At 30.2% G+C, this 20,386-nt stretch carries 16 protein-coding genes; 1 reads left to right on the top strand and 15 read right to left on the bottom strand.

The features are described from left to right. Window positions 1-525: 525 nt before the first annotated feature. The 3 genes from nifJ to psyc5s11_RS11130 form a co-directional block, all read right to left on the bottom strand. Entirely contained in the window at window positions 526-4,041 is a 3,516-nt protein-coding gene (gene nifJ / locus psyc5s11_RS11140; protein ID WP_224037652.1) for a pyruvate:ferredoxin (flavodoxin) oxidoreductase, read from the bottom strand. Window positions 4,042-4,542: 501 nt separating this feature from the next. Beyond that, on the bottom strand, window positions 4,543-5,091 hold the full coding sequence (locus psyc5s11_RS11135) for a hemerythrin domain-containing protein (RefSeq protein ID WP_224037651.1): 549 nt from the start codon (window positions 5,089-5,091) through the stop codon (window positions 4,543-4,545). Window positions 5,092-5,109: 18 nt separating this feature from the next. Beyond that, on the bottom strand, window positions 5,110-5,748 hold the full coding sequence (locus psyc5s11_RS11130) for a hypothetical protein (RefSeq protein ID WP_224037650.1): 639 nt from the start codon (window positions 5,746-5,748) through the stop codon (window positions 5,110-5,112). Window positions 5,749-6,113: 365 nt separating this feature from the next. Between psyc5s11_RS11130 and psyc5s11_RS11125 the strand changes: the two genes are divergently transcribed. Continuing rightward, on the top strand, window positions 6,114-6,251 hold the full coding sequence (locus psyc5s11_RS11125; RefSeq protein WP_224037649.1) for a hypothetical protein: 138 nt from the start codon (window positions 6,114-6,116) through the stop codon (window positions 6,249-6,251). A gap of 419 nt (window positions 6,252-6,670) precedes the next feature. Here psyc5s11_RS11125 and manZ read toward each other — a convergent pair whose 3' ends face one another. From manZ to psyc5s11_RS11065, 12 genes are all read right to left on the bottom strand, one after another. Further along, window positions 6,671-7,492, bottom strand: coding sequence for a PTS mannose transporter subunit IID (gene manZ, locus psyc5s11_RS11120; RefSeq protein WP_224037648.1), 822 nt, complete (start codon window positions 7,490-7,492; stop codon window positions 6,671-6,673). Between the two features lie 22 nt (window positions 7,493-7,514). Further along, the gene (locus psyc5s11_RS11115) at window positions 7,515-8,300 is read right to left on the bottom strand and encodes a PTS mannose/fructose/sorbose transporter subunit IIC (RefSeq protein ID WP_224034966.1); all 786 of its coding nucleotides are present in this window, start codon (window positions 8,298-8,300) and stop codon (window positions 7,515-7,517) included. A 49-nt stretch (window positions 8,301-8,349) separates the two neighbouring features. Beyond that, window positions 8,350-8,841 (bottom strand): mannose/fructose/sorbose PTS transporter subunit IIB, encoded by a 492-nt coding sequence (locus psyc5s11_RS11110; protein WP_224037647.1) that lies wholly within the window; start codon window positions 8,839-8,841, stop codon window positions 8,350-8,352. A 77-nt stretch (window positions 8,842-8,918) separates the two neighbouring features. Then, window positions 8,919-9,341, bottom strand: coding sequence for a PTS sugar transporter subunit IIA (locus psyc5s11_RS11105; RefSeq protein ID WP_224037646.1), 423 nt, complete (start codon window positions 9,339-9,341; stop codon window positions 8,919-8,921). A 338-nt stretch (window positions 9,342-9,679) separates the two neighbouring features. Next, entirely contained in the window at window positions 9,680-12,475 is a 2,796-nt protein-coding gene (locus psyc5s11_RS11100; protein WP_224037645.1) for a sigma-54-dependent transcriptional regulator, read from the bottom strand. Between the two features lie 149 nt (window positions 12,476-12,624). Continuing rightward, window positions 12,625-14,571 (bottom strand): PTS fructose transporter subunit IIABC, encoded by a 1,947-nt coding sequence (locus tag psyc5s11_RS11095; protein ID WP_224037644.1) that lies wholly within the window; start codon window positions 14,569-14,571, stop codon window positions 12,625-12,627. A gap of 204 nt (window positions 14,572-14,775) precedes the next feature. Next, window positions 14,776-15,678: a 1-phosphofructokinase gene (gene pfkB / locus psyc5s11_RS11090; protein WP_224037643.1), complete on the bottom strand. Its 903-nt coding sequence runs from the start codon at window positions 15,676-15,678 to the stop codon at window positions 14,776-14,778. Further along, entirely contained in the window at window positions 15,671-16,426 is a 756-nt protein-coding gene (locus tag psyc5s11_RS11085; RefSeq protein WP_224037642.1) for a DeoR/GlpR family DNA-binding transcription regulator, read from the bottom strand. The genes pfkB and psyc5s11_RS11085 overlap by 8 nt, the downstream gene beginning before the upstream one ends. A gap of 165 nt (window positions 16,427-16,591) precedes the next feature. Further along, window positions 16,592-16,774 (bottom strand): hypothetical protein, encoded by a 183-nt coding sequence (locus tag psyc5s11_RS11080; protein ID WP_224037641.1) that lies wholly within the window; start codon window positions 16,772-16,774, stop codon window positions 16,592-16,594. Between the two features lie 113 nt (window positions 16,775-16,887). Beyond that, window positions 16,888-18,375: a UxaA family hydrolase gene (locus psyc5s11_RS11075; RefSeq protein ID WP_224037640.1), complete on the bottom strand. Its 1,488-nt coding sequence runs from the start codon at window positions 18,373-18,375 to the stop codon at window positions 16,888-16,890. A 399-nt stretch (window positions 18,376-18,774) separates the two neighbouring features. Continuing rightward, window positions 18,775-19,725 (bottom strand): sugar kinase, encoded by a 951-nt coding sequence (locus psyc5s11_RS11070; RefSeq protein WP_224037639.1) that lies wholly within the window; start codon window positions 19,723-19,725, stop codon window positions 18,775-18,777. A gap of 1 nt (window position 19,726) precedes the next feature. Next, a complete protein-coding gene (locus psyc5s11_RS11065; protein ID WP_224037638.1) occupies window positions 19,727-20,374 on the bottom strand; it encodes a bifunctional 4-hydroxy-2-oxoglutarate aldolase/2-dehydro-3-deoxy-phosphogluconate aldolase in 648 nt (215 codons plus the stop codon). Window positions 20,375-20,386: the final 12 nt, after the last annotated feature.

Raw genomic sequence — 20,386 nt, 5'->3', positions numbered from 1 at the left:
GGAGAGAGTATATATCTATTTTTGATAATGAAAACCGCGCTTTATATCATCTTTGAGTAATTTGTATTTTCTAAATGTAAAATTTTCAATATAAATCAGGCTATAAAAGCTAAAGTTTATAATTTACTTTTAGACTAATACACGGTAAAATCATCATTTATTAGATTATAATCTACTCTCCTTAATTTTAAGCATAACAATAGCACCTGTAAAATTAGGTTTTTAAATTCACTGTAATAAACTAACTTATAAAAAATACTACTATTTTTATAAAGCAAATCTTCTACATATAAATTAAATTTTGTTGTTATACCTTAAGTTTTTATTGTAGATTACATTTTCATATCTGAAATTACCTTACCCTTTCTTCAATATAATTTGATTATATCATTATTTCTATAAATATCCAAGGTGAAAACTATATTTATATAACGCTTCATATTTTTTAGAAATGAGAAAATAGAAAATCCCTCACAAGATAAATTCTTATGAAGGATTTAATTATTTAGGAAATTTTTGTATCTGTTATTCTTGACTAGCTAATCTCTTGTAAATATCTAATCTTTCCATTGCATCTGCTTCTGTTTTTTCAAATAAAGCATCTGCTTCTTCTGGGAATGCTTTAGCAAGTGATGCATATCGAACTTCTCCCATTAAGAAATCTTTGAAATTACTCTTTGGATCTTTAGAATCCAAAATAAATGGATTTTTCTCTCCTTTTAATGCTGGATTATATCTATAAAGTTGCCAATATCCACATTCCACAGCTTTTTTCTCTTCATCTTGAGAATTAGACATTCCTACTTTAATTCCATGACTAATACATGTAGAGTACGCTATTATTAATGATGGTCCATCATAATCTTCTGCCTCTGTTATAGCCTTAAGAGTTTGGTTCTTATCTGCCCCCATAGAAATTTGAGCAACATACACATAACCATACGTCATTGCCATTCTTCCTAAATCTTTTTTCTTAGTTCTCTTTCCAGATGCAGCAAATTTAGCTATTGCAGCTGTTGGAGTTGATTTTGAAGATTGACCACCTGTATTTGAATAAATTTCTGTATCAAATACTAAGACATTTACATTTTCGTTACTTGCAAGTACATGGTCAAGGCCACCATATCCAATATCATAAGCCCAACCATCACCTCCAAATATCCATTGTGATCTTTTAACAAAGAATTCTTTATCTTTAAAAATCTCCTTAGCTATTTCACTATTATCATTTTGTAGAACTTCTATTAATCTATTTGCTCTATCTCTAGTACCATCTGAATTATCTTTATTGTCTAACCAATCTTTTAGTACTGTTTTACTATTTTCTGATATATTACTTTCAAGGGCAAGTGAAGCGTTATTAGCTATTCTTTCTCTTATAGTTTTTACACCTAAATACATTCCATATCCAAATTCAGCATTATCTTCAAATAAGGAATTAGCCCATGCTGGTCCATGCCCTTGCTGATTAATTGTGTATGCACTTGCTGGTGTGCTCGCAGCCCAAATTGAAGAACATCCTGTAGCATTGGCAATCATCATTCTATCTCCAAATAATTGAGTTACAAGTCTTGCATATGGAGTTTCACCACAACCTGCACAAGCGCCATTGTATTCAAGTAATGGTCTTTCAAATTGACTTCCTTTAAGAGTATTTTTATTTAATGGATTTTTAACAATTACTTTTTCAATTGTATAATTCCAAGCTTCTATTTGTTCATGTTGACTATCTTGTGATTTCATAACTAAAGCTTTACCTGGTGCTGGACATATTTGTGCACAATTTCCGCATCCAGTACAATCAAGTGGAGTAACACCAATTGAAAAATATAAATTTTCATCACTTTTAAGTCCTTTAGGAGCAAGTGTTTTCACGCTTTCTGGAGCTTTGGCTTTTTCTTCATCATTTAATAAAAATGCTCTAATTGTAGCATGTGGACATACAAATGCACATTGATTACATTGTATACAATTTTCTGGTATCCATTCTGGAACATTTGTAGCTATTCCTCTCTTTTCATAAGCTGTTGTTCCATGCATAAAGGTACCATCATGCATTCCAGCATTAATAAATGTTGAAACTGGCATAGAATCTCCTTCTAGCCTATTCATTGGTTTTACAATTTCTTTAACAAACTCTGGGAAATCTTCATTATGTTCAAGTTTTTCATCTTCTGCAGTACTCCAATCAAGTGGAACAGTAATTTTTACTATTCCTTCAGTACCTGCATCTATAGCCTGATTATTCATATTGACAATCTTTTCACCTTTTTTACCATATGATGAAACAACTGCTTCTTTTAAGTATTTAACAGCATCTTCTATTGGAATTATATTAGCTATCTTAAAGAATGCAGCTTGCATTATCATATTTATCCTGCCACCTAATCCAACATTTTGAGCTATTTTAACACCATCTATTGTATAAAATTCTATATCATTTACTGCAATATATCTTTTCATTGAAGCAGGTAATCTTTCATCCAGTTCTTCTTGAGTCCATTTTGTATTAAGTAAGAACTTACCACCTTTTTTCAAACCTCTAAGTACATGGTACTTATAAACATATGATTGATTATGACATGCAATAAAATCAGCTTTATCAATTAAATAACGTGATTTTATTAATTGAGTACCAAATCTTAAATGTGAAACTGTTATACCACCAGATTTTTTAGAATCATAATCAAAATATCCTTGAGCATACATATCCGTATGATCTCCAATAATCTTAATAGCACTTTTATTTGCTCCAACAGTACCATCTGAGCCTAGCCCCCAGAACTTACATGATGTAATTCCTTTTGGAGTTGCATCTATATCGTCAAGTGGTCTAAGGGACGTATTGCTAACATCATCAATTATTCCAATTGTGAAATTGTTCTTTGGTTCCCTTAATATTAGATTATCAAAAACAGCAGCTATATGGACTGGTGTTGGGTCTTTTGACCCAAGCCCAAATCTACCACCAACAATATCAGGAGCATTTTCCTTACCAAAGAAGCATCTTAATACATCTAAGTATAATGGTTCTCCGATTGAACCCGGTTCCTTTGTTCTATCTAAAACTGCAATTTTTCGAACAGTTTTAGGAATAACTTTTAATAATCTTTCCATAGAAAATGGCCTATATAATCTAACTTTCACAAGACCTACTTTTTGTTTGTTTGCACTTAAGTAATCAACGGTTTCTTCTACAACATCATTTACAGATCCCATTGCAATTATAATTCTATCAGCATCAGGTGCTCCATAGTAATCAAAGCAATGGTATTCTCTACCAGTAAGTTTTGTTATTTTGCTCATATATTCTTCTACTATTTCTGGAATATCATCGTAATAAGAATTTATAGCTTCCCTTGTTTGGAAATAAATATCTGGATTTTGAGCCATTCCTCTTGTAACAGGATGATCTGGATTTAATGCTCTTTTTCTAAACTCATCAAGAGCATTATAATCTACTAATTTAGCAAGCTCTTCTTGCTCTAATACTTCTATTTTTTGTATTTCATGTGAAGTTCTAAAGCCTTCAAAGAAATTCATAAATGGCATTCTTGATTTTAACGAAGCTAAATGTGCAACTCCACTTAAATCCATAACTTCTTGAACAGAAGTTTCTGCAAGCATTGCAAAGCCAGTTTGCCTCGCGGCCATAACATCTTGATGATCTCCAAATATGTTTAGTGAAGATGTTGCAAGTGCTCTAGCTGCCACATGAATAACGCATGGAAGTAGTTCTCCTGCTATCTTATACATATTAGGTATCATAAGTAATAATCCTTGAGATGCTGTATAAGTGCTTGTTAATGCACCTGCTTGAAGTGATCCATGAAGTGCACCTGCAGCACCTGCTTCTGATTGCAATTCAACAACTTTTACTGGTTGACCAAAAATATTTTTCTTACCTTGTGCAACCCATTCATCCACATGTTCTGCCATCGGAGATGATGGAGTTATAGGGAAAATTACTGCTACTTCTGTGAAGGCATAAGATATATATGCAGCAGCTGTATTACCATCCATAGTTTTCATTTTTCTCATAGCATTTACCTCGTTTTCTTTGTTTTTACTAAGATTTTTATTTATTATTCTTGCATTATTATTATTTGCTAAGAATATCTTAGTTATTCATCTATACCACTAATTTAAAGAATAAAAAATAAACGCAATATTTTATTCTATTACTTTAGAACAAATATTACGTTTATTTGATAACATTTTTAATTGTGCCTAATTATATAGATACCCACAACTAAAATTTTACTTATGCTTTGTATTATATTCAACATTTACTATACTTAGGCGTATATACAAACAGAGAAATTGGATACATGTTCGTGAAAGCGGCATTAGAAAATAAGCTGTTGAAGCCACTTAATGGTGGGTTGTTCCATTTTTGCTTGTCCTGAGCTTGCCTCAGGAGCAAGCAGAAATGGGTGCAACCTTCCATTTAGTGGCTTCCAGCGAAATTTTCTTAGTCCGCTGGAACAAACATGTATTCAATTTCGGCGGATGTAGGCATACGTATGAGTTCCACTGTGGTTATCTATATTTCATTTCTAAACTCTCTAATATAGATATATTTTCTTCTTTTACAGTAGAATTTATATTTTCAAATTCTACACATTCGTTATCTATATTTTTTAAAATATTTTCATTTAATTCTCTCTGTGCAAATTTATATATAACCTTATCTTCTTTATCAATATGCCTTTCTAGCAAATGAGTATAAGAAATAGCATTTGCAATTATATCTAATATAGCTTCTTTATTTCCACCTTTATAATCCTCTAAAGCTTCTTCAAGACTCTTTATATAAAATCTTCCAAGGTCATGTTCTACAAGCATCCCATGTTTTATAACTTTTTCTGCTGTTTCTCCTATTTCCTCTACCATTTTATTAAAAAGCATTACTTCTTCTTTTTTATGATGATGTGAATCTGCAAAATTCCTAATAAAACTTATCATTGAATTAAAATCTTCATAATTTATAGCTTCACCTTCAACTACTTTAAAACATGATTTTCGTACAACAAATAACATACGCTTAATATATTTATGTTCTTCCATCATTAAATCTATAGCATTCATCTTTATTCCTCCAGTGCCTTATTTTTTTGTTATTACTTTTACCCCATCTTCTCTTTCAATATACTCAAAATTCGAATTTATTTCATGTACAAAAGCTTTAATCCATAAGCTTCTTAATTTATAAAAATATTCAACATTTCCTTGTTCCTTATTCCATATATCTTCATGAACACAAATTCTTCTATTCCACTCTACAATGTTTTCTTCTGATGTAACCACTTCATTAACTCTATCACATGGCATTCCATCTAATATATAATCATTTATACTATTAAATATATCTACAGCTGTTTCAATTTCTATTCCCTTTTCTTTTACTTCCTTAGCTGCTTTTATTCCTTGCTCAGTATAAATATTCTCCATTTTCGAAGTAACTTCACTATTATTTTTAATAACTGTAGTTGTCCATGCTGCCATTCTTCCTTCAGCAGAACTTATTTTTTCTTGTAGCCATCCATGAATATTACTTGTATCAATCATTTCCTCTAAAGGAAGCTTTGGAGTTTGCTCACCATATTTATCATTAATATCCTTTCCTAACTTCTCTATATCTAATCCTTCATTTTTTGCAAGAATAATTATTTCGTTTTCTAATCCCTCAAACCATAAGATCTTATTAAATAACCAATAATGTACCTTTCCTAAATATAAACTCATTGTATTTCCTCCTAATTTAAAATGGCTTAATATATTGCAGTTAAGCCATTTTTCTATTTTTAATATTATTAGTATCTCATTTCCATAATTAAATAATACTATAGTTATCCTTATATTTATGTATCATATGTTACATAAATATAAAAGTCTAGAAATTTCACTCTATTTGTATAATATATGGAATTATCGTCAATAATCCTAAATGCATAGCTATCCTGTATCTCCTAATATTAAATAAAGAGGTAGATTAAACCTTAACGTCTAATCTACCTCTAAAATGCAAAAATAATATTTCCTGAACTTATAAATATCGTGATATTTTCCCCAATATATTGGCAATAATTTCAAATGAGTGAGGTGTTAATATGGTAATAATAAGTTTGATATTTCTAACTTTTATAAGCATTAATATAATTTTAAATTCTATTAAAACTAAGAATGTAGATGAATATATAAATGAAATGGAAAAAGAATTATGCGAAGAATTGAAAATAATAAAATAATTTCTAATTAGGCACATGAAAATAAATAACAAGTCCAAAGTTGCCATGAATATTTTTCATCAGGCAAGGAGATAAATTGCCCTCATAGCGGGCCTATTAGGTCAATTTGCCGACATGAGCAGTGAACCCAAATCTATGATTTGGTGTGAATCGCTTACTCAATGAGCGCATGCGAATCGAGCTTCCATTATGATGGAAAATGGGCAATTAGAAAAAAGCAGCTATGCTGCAATACGGAACTTTCCTGCATATACGAACTTTTCTGGCAAATGGACTTGTTATTTTTTTGATTGTGCCTTAAAGAGGCACCTTCAAATGTTATTAGATAATCATTCGAAGGTACCTCTTTATTCATATTATATTTATTATTTTTTATATATGTCAATAAAGTCTATTATAGAAAAAATCTATATCTTTGATTATTGTAATATACCTGCAGCCACTCCTAATATACCTACTGCAAATAATCCAAATATGATTAACAATGGATTAACTTTTTTCTTCAATAAGTACATACATGCAAATGTTAATAGAAGTGGAACTAATCCTGGCATTAAACTATCTAATACACTTTGAACAGTTGTAATAACTTCTTTTCCATCAGCTTGTGTATATTTAGATAAAACAAATGGTATGTTAATACTTGTCCATTTTGAAACAAGACCACCTATAACTAGTAATCCAAGTACTGACGATCCTTCTGTAAGATATCTAAGTTTATTTCCTGACATATCAGAAACTAATTGAGTTCCTTTTTCATATCCGTAGAACATTCCATACCAATTTGTTGCAAGTCTTATTGCATTAAATCCTAAGAAGAATATTAATGGTCCAATAATGCTTCCAGTAAGTGCAAGTCCAGCACCTAAAGCTGCAAGTACAGGTCTTAAAGTTCCCCAGAATATTGGATCTCCAACTCCAGCAAGTGGTCCCATAAGACCAATCTTAACACCACTGATTGATGCTTCACTAATATCAGCACCATTTGCTCTTTGTTCTTCCATTGCTGCTGTTATACCCATAATTGGAGTAGCCATGAATGGTTGTGTATTAAAGAATTCTAAATGTCTTTTAAGTGCTTCACTTAATTCGTCACCTTTATATAACTTCTTCAAAGCTGGTATCATCGTTACACAAAATCCTATTGCTTGCATTCTTTCAAAGTTGAATGATCCTAATAGAAAATTTGAACGAATAAACATGCTTACTATATCACTTCTATCTAATTTCTTTTCACTCATTATAATATCCTCCTTTTTTTATTTACATTAAGTCTGAATCGTCAATACCATCCGAGTCACCAGCTACTGCTACTTTACTTTCTTTTGCTATTGATTGAATGTGGAATATAGCGCAAATAACACCTATTGCTCCAAAACCAATCAAGTTAACACCAGTAAATGCTGCTAGTATGAATCCAATAAAGAAGAATGGCATTAATGACTTAATATTCATCATGTTAATTACCATTGCATATCCTACAACTACTATAAATCCACCGGATACTTGAAGTCCTCTTGTAATTACTGGTGGAATAGCTGCAAGCATTGCGTTTACAGCATCTGTACCCGCTAGCATTCCTACTATAGCAGCTGGTACAGCTACACGGATTCCTTGAAGTGATAATCCTAAGAAATGACACATTTCTATGCCTCTTGTATTACCAGTCTCTGCATATTTATCAGCTAAATGTTGGAAAAATACTGTTATTGTTCTTACAAATATAGTAAGTACTTGTCCTGCTGCTGCAATTGGAATTGCTACTGCTATACCTGCTCCAATTGATTGATGTCCAACTACTACAAGTACTGTTGAAATTACACTTGCAAGGGCTGCATCTGGTGCCATTGCTGCACCAACATTCATCCACCCAAGTGCTAACATTTCAAGTGTTCCACCTAATATAATTCCTGTTTGAATATCTCCAAGTACAAGTCCGACTAGTGTACATGCAACTAATGGTCTGTGAAATTGTGCTTCATCAAGTACGCTTCCCATACCAGCAATTGCTGCAACTATTACTAATAAAATTAATTGTAAAGTGTTCATTATAATTCCTCTCTTTCTTCTTTTAATTATATAAAATTTAATTTTATATCTATATAAGTTTTAACTCTTTTAATCTATCCATTAAGTTAATCTTGTTATCTTTTGCTAATTTTCTTACTTCTAATTCGATACCTTTTTCATTAAGCTTTTTAAATGCTTCAATATCAACATCATTCATACATAATGCATTTGTAATTTGTTTGTCACCAGCTTTAAAGCACATTCCACCAACGTTTACAGATTTAATATCTACTCCGCCTTCAACCATTCTAAGTACGTCTGTAGGGTTTGTGAATAAAAATAAAGTTTTAAAACTATCAAATTTAGGATCTTTGTATGCAGATATTGCCTTTTCTATAGTAACTACATAAGCTTTTATTCCTGGAGGTGATACTTGAATTACCAATTGTTTTCTTAAGTCATCTGCTGCAACTTCATCACTAACAGCCATTATTCTATTACATCCACTGTCCTTTGTCCAAACTGTTGCAACTTGTCCATGTATTAATCTGTCGTCTATTCTTACAAAACTAATTTCCATTTCTTATACCTCACTTTTTCAATTTATATTTGTTTTATATAAAATTACATATAATTTTTTATAAATGTTTAAAAATTTTATGCCATTTCATCATCTATATCTGTCTCAGGATTTTTAGTTAAAACTCTTATAGCTTCTTTACCTGAATTTTCTGCAATTGCTAATAATTCTGATAAGCTTGAAAAATCTCTACTTCCCAAAGTTTCTAAAATCATTGGAAGATTAACTCCAGCTACAATTTCCATATTGTCATGTTTCATTGCAATAATACTAGCTGCATTAAATGGACTTCCTCCAAAAAGGTCTACCATAAATAAAACTCCATCTGTGCAATCTAATTCATTTATAAGCTTATTATATTTTTCTAATAAGTTTTCTACACCTTCACCTGGTTTAAAAGTGACAGTACCCACATTTTCTTGAGTTCCAAAAATCATTTCTGCTGATTTAAGAATTTCTTCTGAAAACATACCATGGGTACCTATTATTACTGAGATCATTATTTCATCATCCTTTCACTACTACATATATTATTTCTATACTTATTATATAAGCAATTACTGTGCCAATTTAGTATGTCAAAATTAAAGTGTTCCTACAACTATGCATTTTACGAGGATATTTATTTCTTTAAAACTCAGCTTAACATTCTAAAAACACACTTGACACACTTCTAACATACTTTTTTTATCATTATTTCAAACAATGTCACTTTTTGATTCACTTAAAATATATAAACTGATTTTGTAATCATTTTCTCCCTACTTTAATAGCCAAAATTTTAAAAAAAGTACACCAATCCTAGAGTTGGTGTACTTATAATAAACAATGTCAATTTCTAATTTTTATTAACAATATCAAGTATATAATATATCTCATGATCAGTTAAATTTATTGATAATGCTGATTTAAATATAGTTTTTGCTTCCATCAATGCATTTAAAATTTTTGTATCAAATTTTACATTCGAATCTTCATATGTTAATCCATTATTTAAAAGCATTCTCTCTAATGCACATGCAACATGAAACATAATCCTTAATTTTGCAGGATTTGAATAGTGCGTATCTAAAGATTTTTCAATTGAGTTTACAAAGTCATCTAATAATGGATATATTTTTTCTGGATTAAGAAATGTTATAATTTCTATTAATGTTTGTTTACATAGATTTTTTAATATAATTTTATTTTCACTTTTATGTGTAATATTAATAGCTTTACCTTGAATAATACTTTTTAAAGCTTCTTCACCAGATCCATCTATTAATTCTTCAATTGATATAAAAGGAATTCCCATGTTAGGATTTTCAATTCCAATAAGAGAAATAATGTTACTTTTTTTAGAAAGGCTTTTTATTAATTCCTTTAGACCATTTAATCCACATGGAATAATATCAATATTTTCTGCCGCAATATTTTTAGTTACAGCTTCAACCAATTCTTTAAGTTTAATTGCTGCTCCTTTACCTGTGGAACAAATTGTAATTATGATGCCCTCATTATCTAAAGAACTTTCTGTAATAATATTATTAGTATATCCTCTAAAATCAGCACATAAATATGTATAAACAGAATTTAAATCATTGTCACAAAGTGCACATTTTCTAACAGCTTCTAATACTATTGGAGTTGATACCATATCAATACTCTTAGTTTCAATATTAGTTCTATCAGTAATAACTTCTCCTAAGCTTTTTAATGACCCCATATCTACTAAAAGTAATACGCCCTTGCCTTCATCAACTTGCTTCACTTTTTCAACTACACTTTCTAAAATATCAGAAGGTGTTCTTTCAAGTGGCATATCAACTGCAATAATATTATCTGCATCAAAAAGTTTTTTAGCAACGGCAACCATGCTTGTAGCTGTGCTTGTACCATGAGCTGCTACTACGATTCCAACTCTTTCTTGATGTGATGATTCTTGTATTGAAGTTAAAAGTATTGATAAATATTCAATTTCAACCTGCGGAATAGTTAGTTTATATCTCTCTTCTGTGAGTTTATGGATTTCTTTAGCAACATCATATTCCTTACTATTAATTGAAGATTGTAAATTAATATCAGATGAAAATGAGACAGTATTTTTATTAATTCTATTGAATAATGCACTAAAATGAAGACTTATAGCATAAATAAATCTTTCACTTAATTTTTTATCTAATCTGTCTTCAGCTAAAACTTTTATTTCTTCAGCAAACTCAACAATATCCTTATCAACTATTTTAAGTAACCCTTCTCTACGATGCATATCATTTTTAAATCTATCATAGAATTTCTTTAAGTGGATGTTTATATCTGTAGTTATAAAATTTTTAATATCGTCTTCTCTCATACCTTCATCTTCAAGTAATGATGCCTTATCTTCAATTATGTTATAAATATTAAAAGGAGGTTCATACGCATCAGTTTCTAAAAATGTTTTATCTCCATCTGGTTGAATTATAATTGTATTTGGAATAATATTCCACATTGTTGTATTATCTTTTGTTTTATTTACAAAAGTAAATATCCCATTTTTTATATTTGGAGGAAGTAAATTTAGGTTTATATCAATACATTTATCTGTATTAATACAATTTAAGAAACCTTTTGCACAAGCCAATTGAATATTAGATTTTAATTGTCCAACATTTCCATAGGTCGTGCTTCCTATAAATGCCTTAACAGCTTCTGATGAAACTTTTATAGTTTTGTTTACTCTTTGTGCTTCTTTTGAGATTAAATAATTTATCATTGCAAGCTTATCTTCAATAGGTCGTTCCTCAAAACTCGGAATAGCTATTGTTATAGGTATTCTTCTAATAAATGTATTTAGTAATGTGGAATTAGGATCCTCAGTTGTAGCTCCTATTAATAATACATTTGCAGTGCGGTGTCTATCTGTTTCACCTAGCTTATTGTATTTTCCTGTATCCATAAAATAAAAAATCATTTCTTGTCCTTCAGGTGGTAATCTATGAATTTCATCTAAAAACAATATGCCTCCATCAGCTTTTTCCACAATACCTTCTTTTTCTTTTTCAGCACCTGTGAAAGCGCCTTTTATATGCCCAAAAATATGAGATAAAAGTAGTTGAGGATTATTACAGTAATCAGCACAATTGAATATAATAAATGGAGCATCTTCGGGTAATTTCTGTATATATTTAGAATATTGATACATTATATTAACAAATAAACTCTTTCCAACCCCTGTACTACCTATTATTAATGTATGAAGTCCATTAGGTGGATATAATAATGCTGCCTTAGCTTGTTCAATCGAATTTTTCAAACTTGTAGTTGCACCAATTAAATAATTAAATGGAGACTGTTCTTCAGTATTGATATTTATTTTACTATTAATATAATCATTAATATCTGTTATTTCTTCTAAATCAGATGGCAATTTTATACATAATATATTTTCAAAACATTCTCTATCAAAATAGCAAACAGGTCTATTTTTAATTTTAACTATTTTCTTATTCCTACAAAGTACATTAAGTTCTCTACATACATTACTTTTTAATATATCAAGAGACTCTTCAATTTCTTGAGCATTGAATCCTTTGATTTCAAGCAACTTATCCTTAGTAAATTTTTTAGAATTATTTAAGATGTAATTATAAATTTTATCTATACGTTTCATAATTATCCCCTCTCACCTAGTACACTTTAAGACTTCCAATACATTTTCATGTTCTATTTTAAGAGTTCTGCTATATTAAATAGCCATCTATAAATGACTCAAAATCATTCAGAGATGGCTATTTGTTCATATCCTTTAATTAAAAAATATTATTTCTTTAATGGTTTCTTTAATACGGCTAACATAACCATACCAACTATTGATCCTATAGCTATTGCTGCAAGATATCCAAATGGATTTCCTATAACAGGAACAACGAATATTCCACCATGTGGTGCCATTAATGTACAATTAAATATCATTGAAATGGCCCCTGCTGTAGCTGAACCAATTATACATGAAGGTATTACTCTTAATGGATCTGCTGCTGCAAAAGGTATTGCACCTTCAGTTATAAATGATAATCCCATTACATAATTAGTTATACCTGATTTTCTTTCATTTTCAGTAAATCTATTACCAAAGAATGTTGTACATAATGCAATTGCAAGAGGTGGAACCATACCACCAGCCATTACTGCTGCCATTATTAAAAATCCACTTTCATTTCCACTAGCTAGTGATGCTGTAAGTGCTGCTGTACCAAATACATACGAAACTTTGTTAAATGGACCACCCATATCTATTGCCATCATACCAGCTACAACTATTCCAAGAAGAACTTTACTAGTTCCTCCCATTGAATTAAGACCATTTGTAAGTCCAGTAAATATTGCTCCAAAGAATGGATTAACTATTACCATTACAACACCAATTAATAATGTTCCTACTAATGGATATATTAATGTTGGTTTTAATCCTTCTAAAGAATCTGGCAATACTTTACATACTTTCTTTAAACCTAAAACTATATAACCTGCAGCGAAACCTGCAAATAAAGCCGCTAAGAAACCACCACTAACTACTGGTATCTTAGAATCAAAACAGGCTGCATAAGTTATACCTGCCTTTGCAATAGCTCCACCAACAAAACCTACTGCGAGTCCTGGTCTATCAGCTATACTCATTGCAATATAACCTGCAAGTACAGGAAGCATAAATCCAAAAGCAGTTCCACCGACTGTTTTTAAGAATGCTGCTAGTGGTGTATTCATTCCAAAGTTTGAAGGATTTGTAGCATCGTACGTATCAAAAAGGAATGCTAATGCTATAAGTATACCTCCACCTACAACAAATGGTAACATATGAGATACACCATTCATAAGATGTTTGTAAATTTGACGACCTATTCCTTCACCTTCCATATCTGAACTTGAACTATCGCTACCACCTTCATGATGATAAATAGGAGCCTTTCCACTTGTTGCTTTCTCTATTAGTTCAGTAGCCTTATGAATTCCATCTGAAACCTTAGTCTTAATAACTCTCTTTCCATCAAATCTAGCCATTTCAACATTTTTATCAGCTGCAATTATAATACAATCAGCATTTTTAATTTCTTCCTTAGTTAAAACATTTTTAGCTCCTCCAGAACCATTAGTTTCAACTTTTATTGAAATCCCCATTTCTTTACCTTTGCTTTCAAGACTTTCAGCTGCCATATAAGTATGTGCAATTCCAGTAGGACAGGCAGTAACAGCTAAGACTTTGTAACCCTTATCACTCATTTCAATATCCCCCTTAACTTCTTCTGGAAATTTTTCAATTTCCTTTTTATCTATTAATTTTAAAAATTGATCTGTATCAGAACAATTAATTAAACTTGTTCTAAATTTTTCATCCATTAATATAGTAGATAATCTTGCCAAAACCTCTAAATGTAAATTATCACTATTATCTGGTACAGCTATCATGAAGAAAAGATGTGCAGGTTCACCATCTAATGAATCATAATCAACACCATTTTTAGAAATTGCTGCTGCAAGTGATGCCTTTTTAACTGCACTAGTTTTTCCATGAGGAATTGCTATTCCCTCACCAATACCTGTTGTACTTAATTCTTCTCTAGCTAATATTGCCTTTTTATATTCCTCTTTATCCTTTAAGTTTCCTGTCTTATCCATCAAGTCGACTAATTCATTAATGCATTGTTCTTTTGTATTAGGGTTAAAATTTAAATTTATACCTTGTTTTTGTAATAAATCTACAATTTTCATTTTTTTGTCCCTCCTATAAATATAAAATATATTCCTTTATAATTTAATTGAAAAGATAATATTATTGTCTTTTCATTATTAACGTTTTCATTAACTCAATCATGTTTGTAATTTAAACTATATTAATTATATTGGTAATTTTAAAGTTCCAATTACCAATGTTCAGTTTTCAATTGTTGAACATTGATAATTGAGCATTAATAATTATATTTCTTTTAATAACTTATATACTTCGTCCTCAGTTGCCAGTTCCTCTGAAAATGCACTAGCACTACCAGTTGCAATACCCATCTTAAATGCTTCATCTATATCTTTATTTTTAAGATATCCACATAAGAAACCTGCTACCATTGAATCTCCAGCACCAACTGAATTTTTAAGAATTCCTTTTGGAACTTCTCTTTTTATCGCTTCACCGTTTTCAGGTAATAGAATAGCTCCATCACCAGCCATTGAAATAAGAACATTTTTTGCACCCATTTCTTGAAGCTTTTTACCATATTTAATTATGTCTTCATCATCTTTTAATTCAACATTAAACATTTCTGCAAGTTCATGATGATTTGGTTTTATTAAAAATGGTTTGTATTTTAGCACTTTAAGTAACAATTCTTTTGTTGCGTCAACTATGAATTCAACGCCTAAACCTAATAAACTATTCATAATATTTTCATATATATCATCTGGCACACTTGTTGGTATACTTCCTGATAATATTAAATAATCACCTTTAGTTAAATTAGAAAGTTTTTTATATAATATTTTTAGATTTTCTTCTGTAATTTCAGGACCAGAACCATTAATTTCTGTTTCCCCATCACTTTTAAGCTTTACGTTTATTCTAGAAAATCCCTTTTCTAATTTTACAAAGTCACAATTTACTCCATGACTTTCAATTTGTCTTAATATTTCATCTCCAGTAAATCCAGCAACATATCCAAGAGCTGTATTTTCTACGCCTAAATTTTTAAGAACTATGGATACATTTATACCTTTTCCGCCTGCGTAAATTCTTTCTTCTTCAATTCTATTTAAAGAATCAACTTTAAAAGAATCAACTTTAACAATATAATCTAAAGACGGATTAAGAGTTATTGTATTAATCATTTTTTATCACCTCTATTACATTAGTATCATAACAAATATCATTACCATTTATTTTAGTTGTTATGAGCGTTGCATCTGTTATTGCTCCAAAAGTTGCAAAACTGACTTTTTCTAATTTTGATGTATCTGTTAAGACAAATGATTGTTTGCACATTTTCATTGCTTGAGCTTTAACCATAGCTTCATTTACATCTGGCGTCGTATACCCATTTTTGTTACTTACACCATTAACTCCAAAAAATCCTTTTGAAAAATTGTATTTTTTAAGTTCTTCAACTGTATTACTTCCAATAATTGCTTCAGTAGAAGCTTTAATTTCTCCACCCAAGATAAATGTTCTAAAACCTTTTTCTAAAGCTTTTTTAGCATGAACTATTCCATTTGTTACAACTGTTATATCTTCAGCTTTTATAAACTCTATTATTGCTTCTGTAGTTGTGCCAGCATCTATGTAGATTACATCTCCATCTTCAATCAACGTCGCTGCACGTTTTGCTGTCTCATACTTTTCATCTACATTTAAAGATTGTCTAACATCAACCCTATAGTCATGTTTAGAAGAACTCTCGTCAATTGAAATCGCACCTCCATGAATTTTCTTTAAAAGGCCTTTCTTATCAAGTGAATTTAAATCTCTTCTAATTGTTGATTCTGAAGAATCTAAAATTTTAACTAAGTCAGTAACTGATACTATTCCTTTTTTCTTCAATTCTTGAAGAATGATACTAAATCTTTCTTCTGTAAACATTATCACCACTCCTATGTATTTATAATAACTTATCTTTCAAAAAAAATCAAGCATTTTCATTCAAAATAATTCAAATTAATTCAACATATTTAATTTTCCTAATATTTATAGATTAAAATGCTCGTTTTTCACTTTTAGTTAGTCATTTATGGCCATTTTTGATTTTTATATATCATTTAAATATTTTAATACCGCTTCCAAAAGAATTCCTTCCTTATTAATAGTACTTCCTAAACATCCAACAAATATTCCTTCAAAATCTATTTCTATATCACTATAATGTTTAACTGCTTTACTTATATATCCATCCGATTTGATTACATTTGGCTTAAATCCTACAGTATACATACTCTATTTCTGCTTATAAATATCCAAAATATATTTTTAGTTCTATTCAAAAAAATACTACTAAAATCAATTTATATTGATTTTAGTAGTATTTTGATTAATTTTAAATTTTTTTATAAAGTAACACCTTTTTTTAATATTGCAAGTTCTTTAAATTTATTGATTTCATTGTTTACAAGCTGTCCATTGGAAACTTTAAGTATAAATTCTAGCAATTCTTCTGTTACTTCTTCCAAAGTTTTATCTTCAACCAAGCATCCCGCATTAAAGTCCATCCAATGAGGCTTTAAATTATAAAGTGCTGTATTTGTTGATATCTTAATTGTAGGAACAAAAGTACCAAATGGAGTTCCTCTACCTGTTGTGAACAATACAATATGGCATCCAGCAGACGCTAGGGCAGATGCTGCTACTAGATCATTACCAGGTCCACTTAATAAATTAAGCCCATTAGTTTTTAGAGTTTCCCCATACTTAAGTACATCTACAACTGTTGCATTTCCTGATTTTTGCGTACATCCTAAAGACTTATCCTCAAGAGTTGTTATACCTCCTGCCTTATTTCCCGGTGATGGGTTTTCATATATTGGCATATCATATGCCATAAAATATTCTTTAAACTCATTAATTAAATGTACAGTTTTATCAAAGGTATTTTCATCTTTTGCTCTATTCATAAGTATTGTTTCTGCGCCAAACATTTCTGGTACTTCTGTAAGAATTGTAGTACCCCCTTGAGATACTAGAAAATCTGAAAAACTACCTACCAGAGGATTTGCAGTTATTCCTGAAAGTCCATCAGATCCACCGCATTTTAATCCAACTTTTAATTTTGATAAAGGAATAGATACTCGCGTATCTCCTTTCATATTATCATAAAGCTCTTTTAAGATGATAGCGCCTTCTTCTACTTCATTAGAAACTTCTTGTGAAACTAAGAATTTAATTCTCTTTTTATCATATTCTCCTAATGACTTTATAAAATCTTCCATTGTATTATTTTCGCATCCAAGTCCAAGTACTAATACGCCTCCCGCATTAGGATGCTTTACTAAATTTCCAAGCATTGTCCTTGTATTAACGTGATCGTCTCCAAGCTGTGAACAACCATAATTATGCTTAAATACCTCAATCCCATCTAAACCTACTGGCTTAACTTCTTCTTTAAACTTCTCAATAATTCTATCTCCAATTCCATTAACACAACCTACTGTTGGAACTATCCATAGTTCATTTCTTATACCTATATTTCCATTTTCTCGTTCATAACCTTCAAATGTAATCTTCTCATCATTTTCTGAACTTTCTGATAATTTTTGATTAAATGTATAATCTTTTATGCCATCTAAATTAGTTTTAATATTATGAGTATGAACCCAAGCTCCATCTTGAATTTCTTTTGTAGCATGCCCAATTGGATATCCATATTTAATTATATTTTCATCAACTGATATGATCATTATAGCAATTTTATGTCCTCTTTTTATATCTTCTTTTATTTCTATTTTTTTATCATCTACTTCAATTACTTCATTCTTAGACAAATCTCTAAGCGCTACTATAACATTGTCTTTTTCATTTATCTTTAAAATTTCTTTCATTAGTTATTCCTCCAAACTTTATATTTATTAAAGCTATTTTGCATTAATTCAATACACAATTCACGATGCACAATATTTTATAATTATTTATTTTACATCGTCAAGTGTTCATTGTTTCCTTGCACATGTGAACATCTATTTATACCATTACTTATTTGCTACAATTTATAATTTGAAGATAGTTAAAATTTTATTTTAACATGGTTATTATTTTGTTTCATATTCAATTTAGAGATAGAATATATTCAACTTAAATTTATTTTTTCAAACAAATATTTTTAACTATCTTCATATATAGTAATTATTTTTTAATTATTATATTTTATACTTTGTTATATTAATATTCTTTCTTTCAACATCCCTCATTTTGCAACTTATTAAGATTAAATTATAAATATGTTATCTTTCTATACATTGTTTCTTTCCTATAAACTCCATTAATTGATCATAATATGGATATCCTTCCATATCACCTTGAACTAATGTTGCCATGGCTCCAACGCCATTTGCATATTCTCCAATTTCTTTTAATGGCAAATTTTCCAAAAATCCAGATAAGAATCCCGCTGCAAAGCCATCGCCTGCTCCAGCTGTATCTTGAATCAAATCTGAAACATCATATCCCGAAACTTTGACTCCTTCTTTTTTGTTTTTAATATAGCAGCCTTCTGCACCTAATTTAACTGCTACTATTTTTGCTTCTTTTCCTAAAAAATAGTCACAAACCTCGTCTTTATTAGTTAATCCTAGTAGAAGTTCTGCTTCATCCAATCCTGGCATTACTATATCTGCCTTGTTTGCTATATCAACTAAAACTTTTTTAGCTTCTTTTGCAGTCCATAATTTCAATCTAATATTTGGATCGAAAGATACTAAAACGCCATTATTTTTAGCAATTTTAATAGCTTTATATACAGCTTCCCTAGCACTTTCTGATAATGCTGGTGTTATTCCTGTTAAATGAAGTATTTTTGCTTGTTTTATATATTCTTCATCAATATCATCTACAGAAAGAGTGCTAGCTGCTGAATTTTTTCTATAATAATATACATTAGGATTGCTTCTTTGATAATGCTCTTTAAAAAGCAAGCCTGTACTTCTTTCTTTATCAACTATTACTCTTGATGTATCTACGCCTTCTGCTCTTACAGAATCTATAACAAACCTTCCAAATTCATCATCTGATACTTTTGAAAACCAGCCAACACTGTGATTAAGTTTAACTATTGCAGTAGCAACATTTGATTCAGCTCCACCAAGAGACTTAGTAAAAGTATGAACATGCCTTAATGGCCCATTAATATTAGGCTTAAAAACAACCATTGACTCTCCAAATGTTACAACATCCATATTACTTCTTCTCCTTTGCCCTTTTATATGCTTCAACAAATTCTCTAGCAGTTTTTTTAACTAATTCATAATCGCCAGTTTTAGCTCCTTTAGTTAAATCTCCACCAGTTCCAACAGCTACTGCACCGGCTTCTATCCATTCATGTAAGTTAGCTACCGTAACTCCACCTGTTGGCATAAAATCACCTTGAGGAAGAGGTCCCTTAAATGATTTAATTACAGATGGTCCATAAAGATTAGCTGGGAATATTTTAACTACGTCAATACCATATTCAAAAGCAGTAATCGCATCTTTAACAGTCATTACTCCGGGCATTACTGCAATTTTATACCTATTGCAAAGTTTTAATGTATCAACGTCTAGGCTTGGACTTACAATAAATTGAGCTCCAGCTAAGATACACGCTCTAGCTGTTTCAGTATCTAACACAGTTCCTGCTCCAACAATTATATCTGTTCCTTTGTATTTTTCTGCTACTTCTTTAATTACATCTATAGGGTTTGGAACTGTCATTGTAAGTTCCATAATTTTTATTCCACCTTTTGATACTGCATCTACAATTTTAATTGCTTCATCTTTAGAATCTCCTCTAATTACTGCAACAACACCAGCATCTGTTATTCTTTTTAATACTTCTTCTCTTCTCATTTTTGCACCTCA

The sequence above is a fragment of the Clostridium gelidum genome (genome assembly GCF_019977655.1).
GTDB classification, from domain to species: Bacteria; Bacillota; Clostridia; order Clostridiales; family Clostridiaceae; genus Clostridium; species Clostridium gelidum.
Note: the sequence above shows the minus strand (reverse complement) of the source record. Positions and strands in the feature narration are given on the sequence as shown.